This window comes from Rhodococcus aetherivorans, from assembly GCF_025722975.1.
GTDB classification, from domain to species: domain Bacteria; phylum Actinomycetota; class Actinomycetes; order Mycobacteriales; family Mycobacteriaceae; genus Rhodococcus; species Rhodococcus aetherivorans.
Window position 1 is genome coordinate 1 of the sequence record NZ_CP106984.1, and the last position, 17,636, is coordinate 17,636.

General features: G+C 62.8%; 17 protein-coding genes and 1 pseudogene. 9 read left to right on the plus strand and 9 right to left on the minus strand.

Annotated features, from left to right (window positions below):
• Positions 1-584 precede the first annotated feature (584 nt).
• The 4 genes from OCS65_RS28540 to OCS65_RS28555 all read left to right on the plus strand — a co-directional run bounded on the left by OCS65_RS28540 (position 585) and on the right by OCS65_RS28555 (position 3,556).
• Positions 585-956, plus strand: coding sequence for a DUF732 domain-containing protein (locus OCS65_RS28540; RefSeq protein WP_263510481.1), 372 nt, complete (start codon positions 585-587; stop codon positions 954-956).
• 49 nt (positions 957-1,005) lie between these two features.
• A complete protein-coding gene (locus OCS65_RS28545) occupies positions 1,006-1,788 on the plus strand; it encodes a hypothetical protein (RefSeq protein WP_263510482.1) in 783 nt (260 codons plus the stop codon).
• 193 nt (positions 1,789-1,981) lie between these two features.
• Positions 1,982-3,136 carry a hypothetical protein gene (locus OCS65_RS28550; RefSeq protein WP_263510483.1) on the plus strand — a complete coding sequence of 385 codons (1,155 nt, stop codon included), beginning with the start codon at positions 1,982-1,984 and terminating at the stop codon, positions 3,134-3,136.
• Between the two features lie 222 nt (positions 3,137-3,358).
• Positions 3,359-3,556: a hypothetical protein gene (locus tag OCS65_RS28555; protein ID WP_263510484.1), complete on the plus strand. Its 198-nt coding sequence runs from the start codon at positions 3,359-3,361 to the stop codon at positions 3,554-3,556.
• 52 nt (positions 3,557-3,608) lie between these two features.
• Here OCS65_RS28555 and OCS65_RS28560 read toward each other — a convergent pair whose 3' ends face one another.
• Positions 3,609-5,123: a hypothetical protein gene (locus OCS65_RS28560; RefSeq protein WP_263510485.1), complete on the minus strand. Its 1,515-nt coding sequence runs from the start codon at positions 5,121-5,123 to the stop codon at positions 3,609-3,611.
• Between the two features lie 390 nt (positions 5,124-5,513).
• Between OCS65_RS28560 and OCS65_RS28565 the strand changes: the two genes are divergently transcribed.
• Positions 5,514-5,840, plus strand: a complete 327-nt coding sequence (locus OCS65_RS28565) for a hypothetical protein (protein WP_263510486.1) — start codon at positions 5,514-5,516, stop codon at positions 5,838-5,840.
• Positions 5,841-5,871: 31 nt separating this feature from the next.
• Here the strand turns inward: OCS65_RS28565 and OCS65_RS28570 are convergent, their stop codons facing one another.
• The 3 genes from OCS65_RS28570 to OCS65_RS28580 all read right to left on the minus strand — a co-directional run bounded on the left by OCS65_RS28570 (position 5,872) and on the right by OCS65_RS28580 (position 8,093).
• On the minus strand, positions 5,872-6,966 hold the full coding sequence (locus OCS65_RS28570) for a hypothetical protein (protein ID WP_263510487.1): 1,095 nt from the start codon (positions 6,964-6,966) through the stop codon (positions 5,872-5,874).
• Between the two features lie 153 nt (positions 6,967-7,119).
• Complete coding sequence (locus tag OCS65_RS28575) at positions 7,120-7,614, minus strand: hypothetical protein (RefSeq protein ID WP_263510488.1); 495 nt, start codon at positions 7,612-7,614, stop codon at positions 7,120-7,122.
• A 104-nt stretch (positions 7,615-7,718) separates the two neighbouring features.
• On the minus strand, positions 7,719-8,093 hold the full coding sequence (locus OCS65_RS28580) for a hypothetical protein (protein ID WP_263510489.1): 375 nt from the start codon (positions 8,091-8,093) through the stop codon (positions 7,719-7,721).
• A 115-nt stretch (positions 8,094-8,208) separates the two neighbouring features.
• Between OCS65_RS28580 and OCS65_RS28585 the strand changes: the two genes are divergently transcribed.
• On the plus strand, positions 8,209-8,433 hold the full coding sequence (locus OCS65_RS28585; RefSeq protein WP_263510490.1) for a hypothetical protein: 225 nt from the start codon (positions 8,209-8,211) through the stop codon (positions 8,431-8,433).
• A 159-nt stretch (positions 8,434-8,592) separates the two neighbouring features.
• On the plus strand, positions 8,593-9,783 hold the full coding sequence (locus OCS65_RS28590) for a hypothetical protein (protein WP_263510491.1): 1,191 nt from the start codon (positions 8,593-8,595) through the stop codon (positions 9,781-9,783).
• Here the strand turns inward: OCS65_RS28590 and OCS65_RS29995 are convergent.
• The 5 genes from OCS65_RS29995 to OCS65_RS28610 all read right to left on the minus strand — a co-directional run bounded on the left by OCS65_RS29995 (position 9,724) and on the right by OCS65_RS28610 (position 15,842).
• Entirely contained in the window at positions 9,724-10,539 is an 816-nt protein-coding gene (locus OCS65_RS29995; protein WP_420833261.1) for an IS30 family transposase, read from the minus strand. The genes OCS65_RS28590 and OCS65_RS29995 overlap by 60 nt on opposite strands.
• Positions 10,540-10,717: 178 nt before the next feature.
• Positions 10,718-11,515 carry an IS21-like element helper ATPase IstB gene (gene istB / locus OCS65_RS28595; RefSeq protein WP_024100362.1) on the minus strand — a complete coding sequence of 266 codons (798 nt, stop codon included), beginning with the start codon at positions 11,513-11,515 and terminating at the stop codon, positions 10,718-10,720.
• Entirely contained in the window at positions 11,515-12,759 is a 1,245-nt protein-coding gene (istA, locus tag OCS65_RS28600; RefSeq protein WP_024100361.1) for an IS21 family transposase, read from the minus strand. The genes istB and istA overlap by 1 nt, the downstream gene beginning before the upstream one ends.
• Before the next feature lie 120 nt (positions 12,760-12,879).
• Positions 12,880-13,697, minus strand: a protein-coding gene (locus OCS65_RS28605) for an IS5 family transposase (protein ID WP_420833262.1) whose coding sequence is annotated in 2 segments (ribosomal slippage) — positions 12,880-13,344 and positions 13,347-13,697 — 816 coding nt in all. Because the reading frame shifts where the segments join, the coding sequence is not laid out codon by codon here.
• 925 nt (positions 13,698-14,622) lie between these two features.
• A protein-coding gene (locus OCS65_RS28610) for an IS3 family transposase (RefSeq protein WP_263510492.1) occupies positions 14,623-15,842 on the minus strand; the annotation gives its coding sequence in 2 pieces (ribosomal slippage) (positions 14,623-15,533 and positions 15,533-15,842; 1,221 coding nt in all).
• Between the two features lie 94 nt (positions 15,843-15,936).
• Between OCS65_RS28610 and OCS65_RS28615 the strand changes: the two are divergent.
• Positions 15,937-16,790, plus strand: a pseudogene (locus tag OCS65_RS28615) (IS5 family transposase).
• Between the two features lie 344 nt (positions 16,791-17,134).
• Positions 17,135-17,578 carry a hypothetical protein gene (locus tag OCS65_RS28620; protein WP_144377035.1) on the plus strand — a complete coding sequence of 148 codons (444 nt, stop codon included), beginning with the start codon at positions 17,135-17,137 and terminating at the stop codon, positions 17,576-17,578.
• The last annotated feature ends 58 nt before the right edge of the window (positions 17,579-17,636 follow it).

A 17,636-nucleotide genomic window follows, 5' to 3' on the forward strand; every position in this document is an offset into this window, starting at 1 on the left:
GAGCCGCTGCGCGGCTCGACGGGAGTCCAGTCACGATGCCGTCGCCCGCGTCGCTGCGCTCCGCTCGAAAGCAATATTTCATGTGCGCCAACATTTTTCATCGTCACTTCACATGCCATACCGGAGAGCAACGACAGACCGGGACGCGCTGCGCGCGCCGCACATACCGCCGCCGCGCTGCTGACTCCTCGTCCCGACATCATGCTCCCATCCTACCCCACACACCAAGACGGCGCCAGACGCACAGAGACACATACAATAACCAAATCCGTTATGCGACAGGTGTGTAAACCGATATCACCAAACCGACATGCGCATTACACCGATAAAATCATGTACAACAACAAGATTCACAATAATTACTGTGCCACAACATATTTCAAAAACACACCAAGACAGCACCCCACCGCCCCACGCCGACCCCCTACACACCCGCCGGCACCACCGCCTGCCCACACCAGGACATGCCATCACCCCAGCTCACAACACATACCAACCTCGCACATCGACACCAAAGCGTGACGACACAACACGCACGCTACCTGCGATAAACACAACAACACCCACACGTCATAGGACACACGATGAAAATCTGCACCCCTACACCCACCCGAGCATTCGTCGCAACCACTGCGCTCACCGTCGTGCTGCTCGCCGGTGCCTGCGGCGGAAACAACGATGCCTCAAGCGCCGACCAAGACTCCGAATTCAACCAACGACTCAGCGCCGAAAACCTCGATGTCGAAGTCGACTTCGCCCGACAACAAGCCCAGAACACCTGCACCGACCTCGACGAGTCCACCGACGACCCTGCCAACGTCGACCCCTTCGAGCTCTACAACATCACCCAACGAATCGCAGTCCGGACCGACCTCCCCGAAGACGATGCCGCAACAATCGCCGCCCTCGGTATCGACATCTACTGCCCCGAATACAAAGCCAGCTGGGAACGCTGAACACACCCGACCAGCAACTTCGGTCAGAGCACCCGAATACGCTCCCTACGTGACCACAACCCCCACACAAGAAGCCGCCAACGAGGCCGGACGAGTCGCGACATCTCGCCTACTCGGCACGCTCGGACCGATCGAACACAAACGAACCACCGTCGGCTACCCGATCCACCCGCACAGCAGCCTCGCCCTCGACCACCAGCGGATGCCCGGCCTACAGGTAGGACACAGCGTCGACCGTGCGCTCCACCACTCGCTGGACTGCCTATGGGGCCTCGACCAACTACTCAAGAAGACCGGTCCCCAGCACTACGCCCCCTACCTACTCATTCGCGGCGCGCTCGAATCGGCGGCAACGGCCGTCTGGCTACTCGACCCCGACGACCGCACCGCACGCCTCCAACGCCGCGTCGCCATCGCCGTCAACAATGAGAAAGAAACATCCAAAGCCATCGCCGCAGCTGGGTGCAGCGACGACTACGACCCCGACCGCTGGAAAACCGGCATGAGCGCGCTACTCGACAAGGCCGGTCTCTCGCTGAAGGACTGTCAGTGGAAGAGCTACAGCGCCATCGTCCGAGACATCGACGACGCCCCGAACACCGTGAAGTCCATCGAATTTGCCTGGCGGGCTTGCTCTGGAATGTCCCACGGCAAACTCTGGTCCTTCCAGATGTTCGCCGCCGAGTCCAACCGCCGCGACGTCGGCAACGGAACCATCCAAGCCGACTACACACCCAGCTACCACAGCCTCGCCACCGTCCTCGACACCGTCGTACGGACCGTCCACCGCGCCGACGCCCTCTACGACACACGCCGACAAGCCATCCTCTGAGGACGTTTTCTCAGTCTCCATCGATGTGGACAACGCGACGCCCCTCATCGCAAACCCCGTTACCTCGTCATGGTCAAGCAGACGTGCGCACCGACCCATGGTCACGCCACGCCTACCTGCTGAATCGCGATGACGACACACCCCACAGATATGGAAAGTCCGGCAGGAACCTCGGGCCTCGTACCCTCGTCGGATGCCTCTCGATACACAGCTCGGTCGGTGGACCCAATCCTCCGCACACGTACGCGACATCCTCGACCAGATCCTGCCCGGCATGCCGGACGACACCAGTCGAGTTCTTCCCTCGACCCTGGACGAACTTCGCACGGTACTGGGCGAATACTTCCACCCCAGCGAAGCAGATATCCCCACCGACGGAAGTGCCTTGTCCGAAGCAGTCACACCGCTTCTCACCGTGTGGCACGAGCTCCGCAACCTCACGACGCCACCGGCCTCAAACACCGAACTGAGGACCGTACTGACCCGAATCCGGGACACCGCCCACACCGCCCACCTGGCCCTCACGACCGATGATCAGCTGGCCACCCAAACCGTCGACGAGATCATCGATGACTTCGCCACGGAATACCGCACCTCCCTGCTCCTTGCACTGACCGCCAACTACGCACTGTCCCAAACAGTGAACCGCTGGCAGGAATCGAAGGCGTCGGGCCGTTCAGTCGGCGATCACCTCGACATGAGCACCATGAACTTCGTAAACCAGTCCGGCAACGGCACCATCGCCATGTCCGCTCTCTCCGCCGCAAGCACTCCCGCTCCGGTCGTCTTCACGCCGCAGACCTTCGCTGCTGCTGCGCGGGAAATGCAATCCGGTGGCACCACCCCGCCGATCGGGATCATGGCCTACACACAATGGTTCACCACGATCAACGCAGCATGGGAAGACGTGTACCGACCGCGCCTTGCGACCGCTCACGGCACCGACGACGACGGCGTGCCGTGGACGAAGAACGACATCCGATCCGAATTCCTCAACGAGATCCGGCTGATTCGCAACGACATCGCGCACAAACGCGGCATCTGCACCGACAGCGCCAAGAACACCCTAATCGGCTGGCTCGAACCCGGAAAGCCCATCGCGCCCACCACACGCCAGATGATCGACCTTTTCGACAAGTTTCCTCGTGACGAGCTCCGTCGCGCACCGAACAGGGTTACCCGCAGCACGACCGACACGCTGCCCTACGTCTTCCCCAAAGAATGGATCGACAAAGTCCGCACCCACATCGAAACCATCGAGCCCGCCAGAAAGAAACGTCCGGACGTTCTTCGGAAGCTCATCGATGACTGGATGAACGACACCACGAAAACCGAGACGAGCACATAGCGGCTCCTCGACACGCTTCGGGGACGCGACATCACCGCAGGTCACAGGAATATTGCACGAGCTCGCTATACGCAGCACCCGTGACGAACCTTCCCGATCGACCGCGATTTCGGTGCCTTGCTCGGTATCGACGACCGGCGGATACGGTGGCCGCTGACCGTCGTGCCGGCTGTGGCCGCGGTACCGGCCGCGATATCCATGACGCTCCTGACCGGCGGCACAATGACGACGACGCTGGCGATCGGGCTGGTCGGGGGCTGCGCGGCCGCGTACCGGGTACGCACCCGGCCGTCGATGAGCTATGACGGGTTGATCCTGGAAACCGCCGTGGGACAAATCCCGGTCGATCTGCTCCGGCAATGGCTTCGCGGACCGGACGTGCTGCTCGCCGCGGCGTGGCTGGCTGCGTTGTTCAGCTGAGTGCCGATCAGGACGAGGGCCGGCCGGTGCTGCTTAAGATGATCAGGCGGGCTTACTCTCCCAGGAGCCGGTCGAGGGACAGCTGCTGTGCCGGCTCCGACGATTGTGGGTCGAGGCTCCAGATGCCGCCGGCGACGATCCAGATCCGCCCGTCGCCGTCGTAGGACACCTCCGGGTACGGCGAATGAATCACCAGACGGCGTTGCAGGGTGAAGGTCACCGGATCGAGAATCGACAGTAGGCAGTGCCAATCGCTGTACGGGTTCGGCTCGATCCTCCGATCATCACCTGCGGGATGCACGATCCATACCCACGGCCCGACCGTTCCGACCGAACTTCCCCTGATCCCAGGGGATTCGACCTCGCCCACGGTCAGATCCCGACAGATCGGCACCCACTGTCCTCGGGGATCGACCAACCACGCAGGTTCGCCTCCGACGATGCATGTGCCCGTCCCTGCCGGCAGAGGCGAGCCGAGGTGCAGGTGCCCGTTCGCGTCGAGAGTGAACAGTCGAGTGTGCGCGTCGTCGGAGTTCGCACCGATGCGCAATAGCCCGATGAAATTGTCGGGGCCTGGGTGCACGGTGCGGATGCGGCCGTCGACGGGCTCGAGGTCGTGGTGTCGCCCGTCCGGCCACCGCATGTTCAGCGCGCTCCGCCCCTCGGTGTGATGCCAGCACAGCAGCACCCCGTCGAACACGGCGGATCCGGTGACGCGGCGCTCGTCGATCCGTACGGCCACCCCGTCGAGAGTGCAGCGGAAGATTCCATCTCGTCCGACCACCCAGCAACCGTCGGCGTCGGCATGCACCCAACGCGGACGGTGTGCCGGTGCGGGGAGGATTGCGCCCGGAAACCGGTACTCACCCACTACCTGCTGTTCGTGTAGTCGGAGCACCACCGGCAGTTCCCGATCGATGATCCACACATCCGGGCCGTGCGCGGACACCGCGGCCGGAACAACAGCAGGCCGCACCGGTGGCGGCGGCACGTCGTCGAGATCGAGATCGACGAGGACTCCGCATTCGCGGATCCGGTCCTCGCCGGCAGCCAGGTGCGCCGGTGGACGAATATCGTCCCGGAACACCCCGGTCGCCGCCTGCACCTCCCGGAAGCGGCGGGTGCCGGGTACCGGAACCCAGCGTGCAGGACGCCGCGGCGCGGCCGGGGACGACTCGACGAGCCGGTAGGTATCGGAGACGATCCGGGCACGCAGGATCCGGCCGGTGACCGAGCCGATGGTGGCATAGCCGAGGTCCCCGATGACTCGACCGGTCAATCGTTGCCGCCCGATAGCGGGGCACCGGCTGTACCAGGTGGCCGTCCACCCGTCACCGCGCACGAACAATCGCCACTCCCACCACCGCTCCTCGTCCCGGAAACCCGCAGAAGCCGCGGGCTGCAACAGCGGAATGCCGTCATCGAGAGGCTCGACATCGACATCGACGGTGACGATGCTCGGATCCGCCTCATCCGGCAGCGTCTCCGTGAACAACAATGCATAACGTCCGATGTCGCCGACCCGCGGTGGCGCGACCTCCCCATCGCCGATGGCAAGCTCGGTCACCAGCACCGACAATCCCCGGTGCGGTCGAACAGGTCCCTGCACGATCGGCATTCGGTCAGTGTCCCATCCCAGCCCCGTACACCAACGCCAACAACAGCGATCTGCAGAGGAAACCCGAACCCCCGGCTCATGTTCACCCCTAGACGCTCGCGACTGACACCATCACCAGCAGTGCCGCGACGACGACACGAATCCGCCCTGCCGCTCCGGGGGTCAATTCTCAGGTTCTGCCCACTGTCGGTGACAGCGATGCGGTATTGCGGAGGTCGGATACGCACCAGGGTCGGCGTCGTGATCCAGCGCCATACGCATACTCTTTGTCGCACGCGCCGAGGTGGCATCGATCGATGATCGGGCCGGACTCGCCACGGTGTCGGTTACGTTGTCACGGTGTCCGATAAGCAGTTCGAGTCCCGGTTGGCGCTGATCTGGTGGGGTGCGCTCGCCGGCATGCTCGTGTGCGTCCTCGGCTACTGGCCTTCGGTATTCGCGCTGCGCGATGCGTGGGACGTACCCGGATTTCCGCCAGGTGGTGGACCGTACTGGCTGGCGTGGGCCCTACCCCTCGGTGCTGTCGCGATTATCGGTACGACGGTGTTCGCTCTCTGGCACCGTGCGCGTCCTGCGGCGGGAGGGTTCACTATCGGTTGTCTGTTCACGGGACTGGCTATGTGTGCCTTCGGCTACTCGGTCGACAACATGCCGTACAGCATGTGATTCACAGCGCCTTGCCCGTCACGGTTCGCGCTCACTGGGTGTTGTGGTCGCCGAAGAAGTCGCTGCGAGCCCGTGCGAACAACTCGGGATAGTCCATCCCGTAGGTCTGCGCGGTGTGCCGCAGCGCTTCGATCGCCGATTCGAGCGGTGTCGCCTCGGAATACATGCTCCGTGCGTACGCCTGCATCGCCTCGTACTGCTGAACGAGCTCCGCACTCGCAGGTAGCCCGGATACGAGGGTGAGCCGGATCCGCGGGTCGGTGTCGAGTCGGTTGCGGGCGTTGGTGCTGGCGATGAAGTCCGGGTGGGCGGATTGTCCTGCATCCATGTCGGCGAGCCGTTGGCGGAACCACGGGGACCGTACGAGTCCGGCGCGTTCCCATGCCCGGTGCACGCACCAGCGCGCGAAGGCTCGTTGCCGGTTGGCGTCGAGTGCTTCGACGCGGTCAATGAGGTCGCGGTCCAGTCCGGCGACGTGCCGGGCGGCATAGATCGCCTCGAGAGCCGGCGTGAGCGGTTTTCCGCCGAAGGTGTGCAGGACGGAGCGCACGGCCAGGGCTTCGCGGCTCTGCGGCGGCACGGTGATCACCTTCCCGGAGTCGTCCCGGACGTAGACATACTCCCGGGACGGTTCCGGGCGGTCGACCTGGGGCTGCGGTGACCATGCGCTGTCGGTTTTGTGGAGTGTTCGTACCAGCGCATCCGTGGTGCGGGTGGTAGTGGGCCACAGGCAGATCAGATAATCCTCGACGATCTCGTCGACGTCGAGACCGAAATGAGTGTCGCGGCCACGAGCGTGTGCTCGCACCTGATAGGTGCCCGCCGGTACCGGATCGATGGTGGTGCAGACGGTGCCATCGGCGGCGGAGACGACCATCGCCTGGGTCGCCGACACGGTGGTTTCCTCGACGACCTCCCAGCCTTCTTGCGCAAGATCGATCGGAGGCCGATCGAGCAGCTCGACACCGACGCAGACCGGACCGTAGGCAATGCCGGTGTAGAACGAGACGGCACCGTCACCGACATCGATCAAGGTGCCGTGCGCGAGCGGATCGAGGGTACCGACCGTAGGGTCGCCGAAACTGAACTGGTGATGGTCGACCTGGACCACGCCGTCGGACTGCACCGGACGATCATCGCGTACCGGACCCTGCCACGCCGGATCCCATGCTGCATCGGCGTGGCGGTGAAACCACCACCGAGAATCGCAGCCCTCGAGCCGCTAGAAAGCGCCCTCGAAGGTGACGACCTTGGGGGAACCATCAGCGCGTCAGCCCGCCTACGAGGAGACGTGGCAGCACAAGTCGCCGATCAACGACACCACCCGATCGTTATGGGCGTCGATCCAGACCGCTGCGTCGTCGACCTGCCGCGGCCGCAGCAGATGACGACCACGCGAGGGCCACTGCACGAAGTCGTAGCCCGCCAGCTCAGTCTGGGCGGTATCGGCAACCCAGACTGCGGCTTCGGCGAACGAGATGTTCATCGACAGTCCCTGACACAATCCGAATCCACTGATACCCGCAGTGCCGTGCCATCCAATGGTGACGGCATAGGTCCGGCCGATCGACAGTTCCCACATCAGCCGGTCAGGATCGACATCCCGGCCGTAGCGCAGACACCGCAAATCCCGCGCGGTGGCCACAACCGCCTCGACCCACGCCTGCGGGGCGTCGGGCTGCGCCCCGGGCGTGTCATAGAATTCGACAACGTCACCAACGACCTTGAAACGCCACGTCAACTGCTCCGCATCGTCGGGATCCCAGATCGGCACGAGCTCTACTGTCGCACAACCGCGGTGAGTATCCGTCCCGTCGCACCGCCACCCCGCCGGCACAGAACACAGGCCGGGGACCGTGCTCGGTTCCTCATTGGCAGCTAGCGATTGCGTACCTTCAGCACGGCGTTGGTGAAGAACTCGGTGAACTCGCCTTCGAACTCCACACCGTTCATGCTCACGACAGCAACGGTGTACCCGTCGACAGAGGCATAACCGTAGAAGACCTCGTCGTCGGCCCAGTCCGGATTATCGGGATCGGAGACCTCGTAGAGGATCGCCGCGTCCTCGGCGGCGATCGCCGGCGGCAGGTCCAGCCGCGAGGTGGTGATCGTGCGCGAGTTCATCCTGTACATCGAACACGATCCGGTGTGCGCATCGGCGACCCGCGCGACATCGAGCGGCACGTCACTGACCAACGCGAGATAGGAACACTCGTCATCGAAATAGGCGCCCATCATCGACGTCGAATCCACATCACTCAACGACAGCCGGGCTTCGTCGGCGTAACTCGACCCCCGCTGTCTCATACCGCTCCGGGTAAGGTGGCTCTCTTCGTCTCACGCGGCGGAGTACCCGGGAGCTATGCCGATGACCGACCACCCCACGCAGATGCGTCCGCACCGGCAGGTGCGGCTGCTCGCAGGCCAGGACGCCATCCTCGACGGCCAGATCCCCCAGCCCACCGTCGGGCAGGTCGAGGTGGGGCGGACATGGCTGCTGGCGGTCGGTCTCGGTCCCACTACGACCGCACCGTCGGCAGACCCGTCACTGTCAGCGGACAAAGAGTCCGTGTTCATCATGCCGTTGACATAAGGACCGATGAGGGAATGACGGCTGGATGCGAACTAGCAAATTACGGGAGCTAGCCGCCCTGGATCGCCGGCAAGAGCCACCCCACGGGTCCTTATCATTGCCTGGCCGCCTTCAACATCAGTACTAGTGCACTCCGTCGCATTCATGTAAATTCTCTCCGTGAAAAGAATTCCCCGGCCTGCTCGTGCAGGTGGCTCCATTTCGCGGCAAAAGAGAATTGCCGGACAGAGAGAGGTGAAGGGATCGATAATCCTTCATGCAGGAAGGAAGCGGAGTGCATTATCTCCCGATGCCGTCCGCTGGGTAAAAATATTCGGAGCTTTTGCAGTCGTAATTGCAATTTCAGCAATCGCAGGGGTTCCCATTTTTAGATATGCCGTAGAGGAGGCCCTTCCCTTGCCCATATCACAAAGCGTAATACATGTAGAAGCTGACGGCTTCAGCGGCTCTGCTCCGAACGTAACCGTAGCCCTCGAAGTCGACCCTTCGAATTCTGACTTATCATTAAGAGTATTCGCTAATAGCGAGGGCAATTTTGAAGGGTCGACCGTAAAAGTCACCTTGGCGGGCCCGATAGCGAAAGAAGTAAATGATTCAGATAGGCAGACAAGTCTATGCGTACAGGGACGCTACCCGGACTTCGTACTGACCGCCGAGGAACAGATTTCCCCGGAAGCTCGGCTCGCTTTCGAAAATAATCTTAGGTCAGGTGAAGGTTCTCACTTTTCGGTCCTGAGAATTCCCACGTCCGTTCAGTTCGAAAATGGTCCGCGGACCGAGGCGAGGATACAGTGCAAACTACCTTCAAAGGGGGTTCGAACCGACAGTGGAACCGGCGTAAGCAGCGCGCTAGGCTTTCCATCTGTGAGCATAACTATAAATGGGTTTGACCTTGCCAATTCTGAAGACGCATTTTCACTGGCTAATCGCGGAATTCTAATTCGACAATCTTTATATACTGAGATTATAAACTCGACCCATAAGAGTCAGTCGGACGTTGTAGTCCAGGCGGACTCCGCTCTGCATTCCGAGCACTTGCTCGCGGCGATGTACACCACTTCGGCCGTATTCTGGCCCCACCGATCGTCATCCATAGATTTCCCTGCCGTAGGAGTTATCGTACGCGACGTAGCGGCTTACGAAGCACAACAAAGGCGCAACTTAGTTGCTGGAATATTGATTGGTCTAGCCATCACCTTGTCCATCGCTATTTCTTCCTCGATTACCGATTTCGCTCTAGCCCATGGGCGCACGAAAAGCGCCCTAGCACGGACAAAAATTGCCCTTCACCTAATAGGGCGAGCCATTCACTCCGTGAAGCGTTGGGTGAATAAAATGAACTGGGATTGACATACATCCCGGGTCTCGAGTACGCCTATTCAAGATTGCGCTAGGAACGGGATGGTACCTGACTTGCGGAGATATCGTGCCCCGCTCATTGGGTCTGTAGCCCAGCGGAGTCAGGATGCGGATCGGGTCGGTGGCGATGTGGCGGTGGCTGGGGATGGTCATAGAGACTCTCTGCAGCGCATTCGGTGGTCGTGATGATCGACCAGAAACTGCCCTCGGTCGCTTGGCCACCTCCTTGTACTGACTCAGGTCCGGTCGAAAAGTGAGCAATTCGGAAAAGCGAGCAGTTCGTTCGGGGCGGGTTCTAGTCATCGTTCCAACACCCGGGGTGGCTGAGAAGCTAACAGAGCATCGAACAGTGTTGCGGAGGGGCGGTCTTGGAGAACCTGGCGCGGTCGGTGATTGAATTCGTTTTCGACGGCCACCAGATGCTTGAGTGGCAGTACTCAGATCGGTTCCCTTGGGGAAGTAGTCCCGTGATACACCATTCATGTTTTCGTTCGAACCCCAGTGCCATGGGGAGCGCGCATCGCAGAAATACACGGGTACGTCCCGCATTGCGGTCACCTCGCTGGGGCGAGGCATCTCGGTGCCCGGGTCCCAGGTGATCGACTGCTGCAGCCCGGACGGCAGATCCTTTGACCGCTCGGTCAATGCGAGTCGCACACTCGCCTCGTCGCGCCGCGGAAAATGCAGCAAGCGGACCGTACGAGTGCGTCGTTCAACGATAGTTTCGATCGAGGAAAGACCCTTTATTTCTGATGACGAGGTCGCCCTCCGTGGTGGCCTGCCTCGATCCGATCGTCGGAGAAAGCAGGACGGTCATGGATGGTGGACATCGGGTGCTCGAATCGGGGCCAGCTGTCAACGGCACCTGAATTTTGACCCCTTTCCGGCATCCGAAAATTGACCCCCTCGCGGTCGGTAGTGGTCGCTAGTCCTCGGCGGTGCGTCCGGTGGGTGTGCGGCCGAGGTCGCGACCTTTGAGTCGGTAACTGTCGCCCTTGAGTGAGATCACGTCGGCATGGTGGACCAGACGGTCGATCATCGCGGCGGCGACGACCTCGTCCCCGAAGACCTCGCCCCATCGACCGAACGGCTTGTTCGAGGTGATGATCAAGCTGGCGCGTTCGTAGCGACTCGACACCAGTTGGAAGAACAGATTCGCCGCCTCCGCCTCGAACGGGATGTAGCCGACCTCGTCGACCACGAGCAGCGGATAACGACCGAGCTTGACCAGCTCGGCTTCGAGCCGGCCGCTGTGGTGGGCGTCCGCCAGTCGGGAAACCCACTGCGCGGCAGTTGCGAACAACACCCGATGCCCGCCCTGGCAGGCCCGGATCGCGATGCCGATCGCCAGATGGGTTTTCCCGGTGCCCGGTGGTCCCAGAAAGACCACATTGTCCTTGGCGGTGACGAAGTCCAACGTGCCCAGGTGCGCGATCGTCTCCCGTTTGAGACCGCGAGCGTGGTCGAAGTCGAACTCCTCCAACGATTTGCGGGCCGGGAACCGCGCCGACCGGATCCGCGATTCACCGCCGTGGCTTTCCCGCGCCGAGACCTCCCGCTGCAGGCATGCGACGAGGAACTCTTCGTGGGTCCAGTTCTCGGACCGAGCCCGCTCGATCAGCCGTGCGGCCGCATCGCGCAGGGTCGGTGCCTTCAAGGCGCGGGTGAGAAAACTCAATTCCGCGGTCAGGTCCCGATCCGAGAGTGTGGTGTTGGTCGTCATCACGCCACCGTTCCGTCGTAGTCGTCGATGCCCAGGGCGGTGTCGTAGTCGCTCAGTGCCCGGATCTGCACCTCGGTCTCGGCCGGCCGGTGCACCACGCTCATGCGGTCTCGGCGCAGAGCCACAGCAGCTTTGACGTGCTCGGGATCGGAGATGGTCTGGTGTTTGGCCCACGCCCGGGTGTGGTCGGCAACGACGGCGCCCTCGCAGCGGACCTGCACCCGTGCCAGGTCGGCGGCCACCTCGATGCGCCGGCCGATCACCGCCGGATGCACCGAATAGTCGTTGGCGTCGAGCCGGATGTAGTGATCACGGGCCAACCGGGTCGAAAAGCGCCATCCCGTGGTCGGAGGCACCGGCGGAAGGGTGAGCATCGCGTGCCGGTCGGCGTCGATCCGGTCGGCCGGGGCGCATCCGAGCACCCGTTTGCGGCGGGTGTTGGCCACCGCCAACCAGGCCGACAACTGCCGGTTGAAGTCGGCCGGACCGGTGAACGAGCGACCCGGCAGGAAGGACGTTTCCAGGTAGTCGTGGTTGCGTTCGATGATGCCCTTGGTCTCGGGATCGGCGGGCTTGCAGATGAGTACTTTCGCTCCCAGAGTGCCGCGGAAACCCTGGCAGTCCTGGGTCAGCTCCGACCTGCGGTGGCGCCATCGTCCGACCGCGCCTTCACCGTCCCAGACCAGCACCCGGGGCACCGCCCCGAGCTGGTCGATCAGCTGCCACCAGCCCGCGAACAGGTCCTCGGCACCGCGGGTGGGCACCAGCCTCGCCGACAACCAGCGCGAGTATCCGCAGCTCATCGTCAACACCGGCAGCTTCGTCGACGTCCGGGACTGGCCGTGGTCGACCGGCAGAGTGATCGGTGGAAACCAGAAATCGCATTGAGCGATCTCCCCGGGCTGGTAGGTGGTGCGCGAGGCCGGATCCGGCGGCAGGTAGACCGGGCGCAGTTCGGCGACCCGGCCGCTGAGCACCCGGATCGAGTGTTCCCAGCCGATCCGTTCGGCGATCACCGTCGCCGGCATCGTGGGGAACTGCTGCAGCAACTCCCGGATGCGGGGTTCGAACGGGTCGACGATCGAGCCGGTCTTGGCGCGTTGATATTTCGGTGGACCGTCGGCGGCGAGTGCCGAGCGGACGGTGTTGCGGGAAATCCCCATTACCCGGGCGATCGCCTTGATCGGCAACCGCTCGTTGCGATGCAGACGACGAATCTCGGCCCAATCTTCCACGGACAACATCCCTTCGTCCCTCCTGGCTCGACTTCAGCCAGGATCGGTGGTCAGGGGGTCAAAATTGAGATGCCATACCGTGGTCAGTTTTCACGTGCCGTCGACACCAGCGACGGTTTAGAGTATGTCTCATTTGGCCAGTTTCTTGAAGCAGGTCAGCGCAGCAGCGAGTTGGAGAAAGGCAGCGAAGTGCTCACCGTGACGTTCGTAGCGCATCGTCAGCCGGCGGTAGCCGCTCAGCCACGCCAGGGTGCGTTCGACCTTCCACCGGTAACGGCCGAGGCGCTCGCTGCTGTCGACGCCGCGGCGGGCGATCCGCGGGACGATGCCCCGCTGACGCAGCCACCGGCGGTGTACGGGGTAGTCGTAGCCCTTGTCCGCCCGCAACCGGCCGGGCCGGCGGCGCCGCGGACCACGACGCGATCGCACCGCCGGAATCGCAGTGACCATCGGCTGCAGCATGACACTGTCGTGGGTGTTTGCCGAGGTCACCGCGGTGACGAGTGGGATCCCGTCGGCGTCGGTGAGGATGTGGATCTTCGAGCCGTTCTTGCCTCGATCGACCGGGCTGGGACCGGTCAGAGAGCCCCCCTTTTCGCCCGGACGTGCGCGGCGTCCAGGATCGCCGCGGACCAGTCCAGGTCCCCGCCGGCGCCGAGTCGGTCGAGGATTTGGCGGTGCAGCTCGTCGAACACCCCGGCCTTTGCCCAGGCCGCGAAGCGGCGGTGCGCGGTCGGGACGCTGACCCCGAACGACGGTGGCAGGTGCCGCCAGGCGCAGCCACTGGTGAGCACGTAGACGACGGCGGTGAACACCGCCCGATCATCGAGCGCCGCCCGGCCGCCGCCCTGCGGCCTCGGCGAGAACCGAGGCAGCAGCGGTTCGACGATCTCCCACAACGCATCCGGCACCAACCGAGTAGACAACGCATCGACCACGCCATGCATCATGCCGTACACAGGATCCGACCCATACAAGACACGCTCTTAGGACAACCTGGGCACGGCGGTGGTTATGTTCGGTGCGCAGTGGCGAGAGACGGTGCGGCGCGAACAGCTCCGAGATCTCCTCGACCAGCTCCAGGTTGACGCCGATCGGGCGCCGAGAATGGCGGGCATGCCGGGCAACGGCCTACCGCTAGTCCTCGTGCGGTCGATATGCGCCGGACGAGCCGACGTTGCGTTTGGGTTCGCGGTAGATCGTCGACCGGGCCCAGTTCAACTGTTCGGCGTTCTTCGCAACGCTGAGGCCGTCTCGGCGGAGGTCGGCGATCTGGATCTATTCGTCTTCAAACAGATCGCAGGGACTGATCTCACGGACGCGAGGCAATCGAGTGGGGCGACGGTCTTGATCGCTGCCGTCCCGTAGAGCGTGTAACCTCTGGCCCAGTTGTGTCCGGCCGCCGGTGAGACCCCGACTTCCCGAGCGACGGCGCGGACGCCCCATCCACAGGCGCGCATTTCCGTGAAGCGTCGTCGTTTGGCGAACAGTGGGCGCCATCCGGGGCCGTCCTGGCACATCAAGGCGATGACAACACGGCCTTCAGATTTGCAGGTGCGTGTTGCACACGATGGATTGAGACCCCCTGAGAAGATTCAAATCCGAGTGCTTCGCCGTTCAGGAACAGCACGCAGCGCTACAAAATTCTGGGGACACGACAGACGCGCGGATCTCTTCCTAATAGGGATGAGTCGGGTGAATTCTTCGCGCTGTCGAAGGAGAACCGCGCTCTCAGCTACCGGTCCCTTACCATCCCGGCGAGCCGCATCGACTAGAGCGTGTCTCCTAAATCGCGGTGGCCGCATCTGCGACACTGGGCGTCGTGTCCCGTGCCGAGCACGGGCGTTCCCCCGGAGATATGGACACCAGTTCCTATGCGGCAGCGGCCAGCGTAGCCGATCGCTTCTCGAATTCGATCGGACAGCTCTGACCGAGAGCGGAATGTCTTCTTCTCGTGTTGTAGCGCGTGACCCAGCGGAACACGTCGACACGCGCTTCACCTGCACTGTTCCAACGCTTCCGACCCTGCAGCGTCTCCCGTTTCAACGTCGCGTTGAACGACTCCGCCGCGGCATTGTCCGCCGACGTTCCGACCGCACCTCGCGAGCGGGTCACCCCCAATTCACGACACACGTCGGCGAAGTCGGTCGAGGCGTATTGGCTCCCGTTGTCGCTGTGAAAAATTGCGCCGTCCAACCCACCGGCACCGCGCACCGACGCGGCCGCCCGCAGCGCATCGGTGACCAGCTCGGTGCGCATATGATCGGCGATCGACCACCCCGCCAAACGCTTGGAGTGTAGATCCAATACCGTTGCCAGATAAAGGAATTTGCCGTCACCTACCGGGAGGTACGTAATGTCCCCGACGTAGCGGGTGTTCGGTGTGCTCGCGGTGAAGTCCCGCTGAATCAAATCCGGGACCGCAGCCGCGTCCGGGTCGGGCACAGTGGTGCGCACCGGTTTGCGCAGGTGGACCCCAACGATCCCGTGCTCGCGCATCACCCGCTCGACCCGCTTGCGATTGACTTCGAGCCCGGCATCGCGCAGCTCGGCGGTCACCCGTGGGGACCCGTAGGTGCTGTCGGAGTCGGCGTGGATAACGCGAATCTGCTCGGCCAACTCCTGATCGGCGCGGGCGCGTTCGGCCCGGGCCGACGCTGCGGCCCGCCACCGGTAGAACCCGGAGCGGGACACCTCGAGGATCTGGCACAGCCACTTCACCGGGAAGGTGTTGCGGTGGTCGTCGACGAATTGGAAGCGGCTCACCAGTTCGTCTCGCCCGCGAAATATTTCGCGGCCCTGCGCAGGATCTCCCGTTCGGTCTCGAGCTTGCGGATCTGGGCTCTGAGCTGCTTGTTCTCTTCTTCCAACACGGACTCGGACGATACCTCGCGCTCCGACCTCAACGTCCGGGGCGCACGTGTGGCCTCGGATGTACCGGTTCGTTTACGTTCGGCGCGTACCCAGTTACGCAGGGTTTCTCGGCTGATCCCCAGGTCCTTGCCGATGCCCTCGTAGGTGTGGTTCGGGTCGGACAGGTACAGCGCGACGGCATCGGCCTTGAACTCTGCCGAGTATGCCTTCATCGCCATCAGTGACATCTCTTCCTCTGGATCCTCACGATCCAGTGTTCATGATGTCCTCACTTCAGGGGGAACCCCCCACCTCACCGATGCCCAGTGGTCGTTGATCGAACCGCTGCTACCTTCCTCCGACGGCCAGCGAGGCCGCCCGTTCCGCGACAACCGACGGGTCTTTGAAAGGATCGTCTACCGCTACCAGGCCGGCATCGCATGGCGTGACGTGCCAGCGGAGTTCGGCCCGTGGCAGACGCTCTGGAAGCGGCACCGCCGATACGACGGCGACGGAACGTGGGACACCATCCTGGCCGCACTCCTTGCCCATGCCGATGCGAACGGACTCGTCGATTGGGCGGTCTCGGTAGACTCGACGATCTGCCGAGCCCATCAGCACGGCACCAACCTCACGCGGGACACCGGGGGGATCTGTCGAATTACACGAATCTGCTCACTGAGCCCGCCGACCATGCACTAGGCCGTTCCCAGGGTGGACTCGGCACCAAGATTCATCAAGTCTCCGACGGGCACGTTCGCCCTTCGGTGTTGCTGATCGGCCCAGGTCAGGCGGGTGACTTACCGATGTTTCCGATCCTGATGCAGGCATTGGCCGTACCGCGGAGAGGGCCCGGCCGACCATGAACCCGACCGGACGCAGTTCTCGGCGACAAGGCCTACTCGTCGAAATCCAACCGGGCCCTGCTGCGATCGCGGGGTATCGAAGCGGTCATCGCCGAACCGGACGACCAGAGGCGGAACCGAGTCCGCCGCGGCAGTCGTGGTGGCCGTTCGGTCCGGTTCGATGCCGACAACGACAAGGGCCGCAATGTCGTCGAGCGTTCGTTCGCCGCAATTAAGCAGTGGCGGGGATTGGCCATCCGCGATGACAAGCTCGCCCTCACCTACCGAGCGGGCGTACTTCTCTCAGCGGTGTGCACCTGGCTCAAGCAGCTCGTCGATTAGGAGACGTGCTCTAGTCCTCTCAGGATTCCTCAACGCTTAGTCCATCTGTACCCAGTGCCCTCTTTTCGGCGACCCACGCTTCAGCCTCTTCTTTCGTGTGAAAGTCGTTCGCGACAGTCTTGCTGCCGTCCTGGTGCGTACGGACTGCTTGCCACTTCTTCATTCCATTCGTCATGACAAACAGATAGCACACAAGTTAGCTAAGTTGGCGCTGCTCTGCTTACGCACCTAATGGCACTCTCTGTCAACGGCACCTGAATTTTGGTTCTGGCTCACTTTGCGTGATGGCGCGACACCATGTCTCAGCGCAGGATCCCGCAGATTCTGCCTGACAGACTTCGATCATGGATCGCAACCGAGGCACCGGAAACAACGATCGATACGAGTCTTCCAGCACCAGCGATATCGGTGAGGAATTGCCGACCGTCCGGCACGGTAACTTCGACCAAACCGACTGGGACATGCGTTTTTTGTCCGCGCTCACCAGACATCTGTCGGTACGACCCTGGGACACCGGGGTGTACGAGATAGAACGGCTGAGCTGGGTGGATTCGGTCATGACATTGGTGGTGCGGGTATGGGGTCGCGACGACTCCGGACTGGTCGGCTGGCGTGAACACCTGCCTACAGTCCGAGCAGGATTCGAACCCGACGATCCGGAGACAGTTGCCGGCGCCTGGCACACCGGTGAGTTCTACCCCTGCTACCTGCCGCAACCGCACCTACCTGGCCCCGACGGTATCCACTGGATCGGGACCAGGCGACCGTCTCACCCCGATAACCGGTGACGGTGACCTCGCAATGGATCATCACGGAAGTGGGTGCCCATTAGGGGTTCCGCCGATC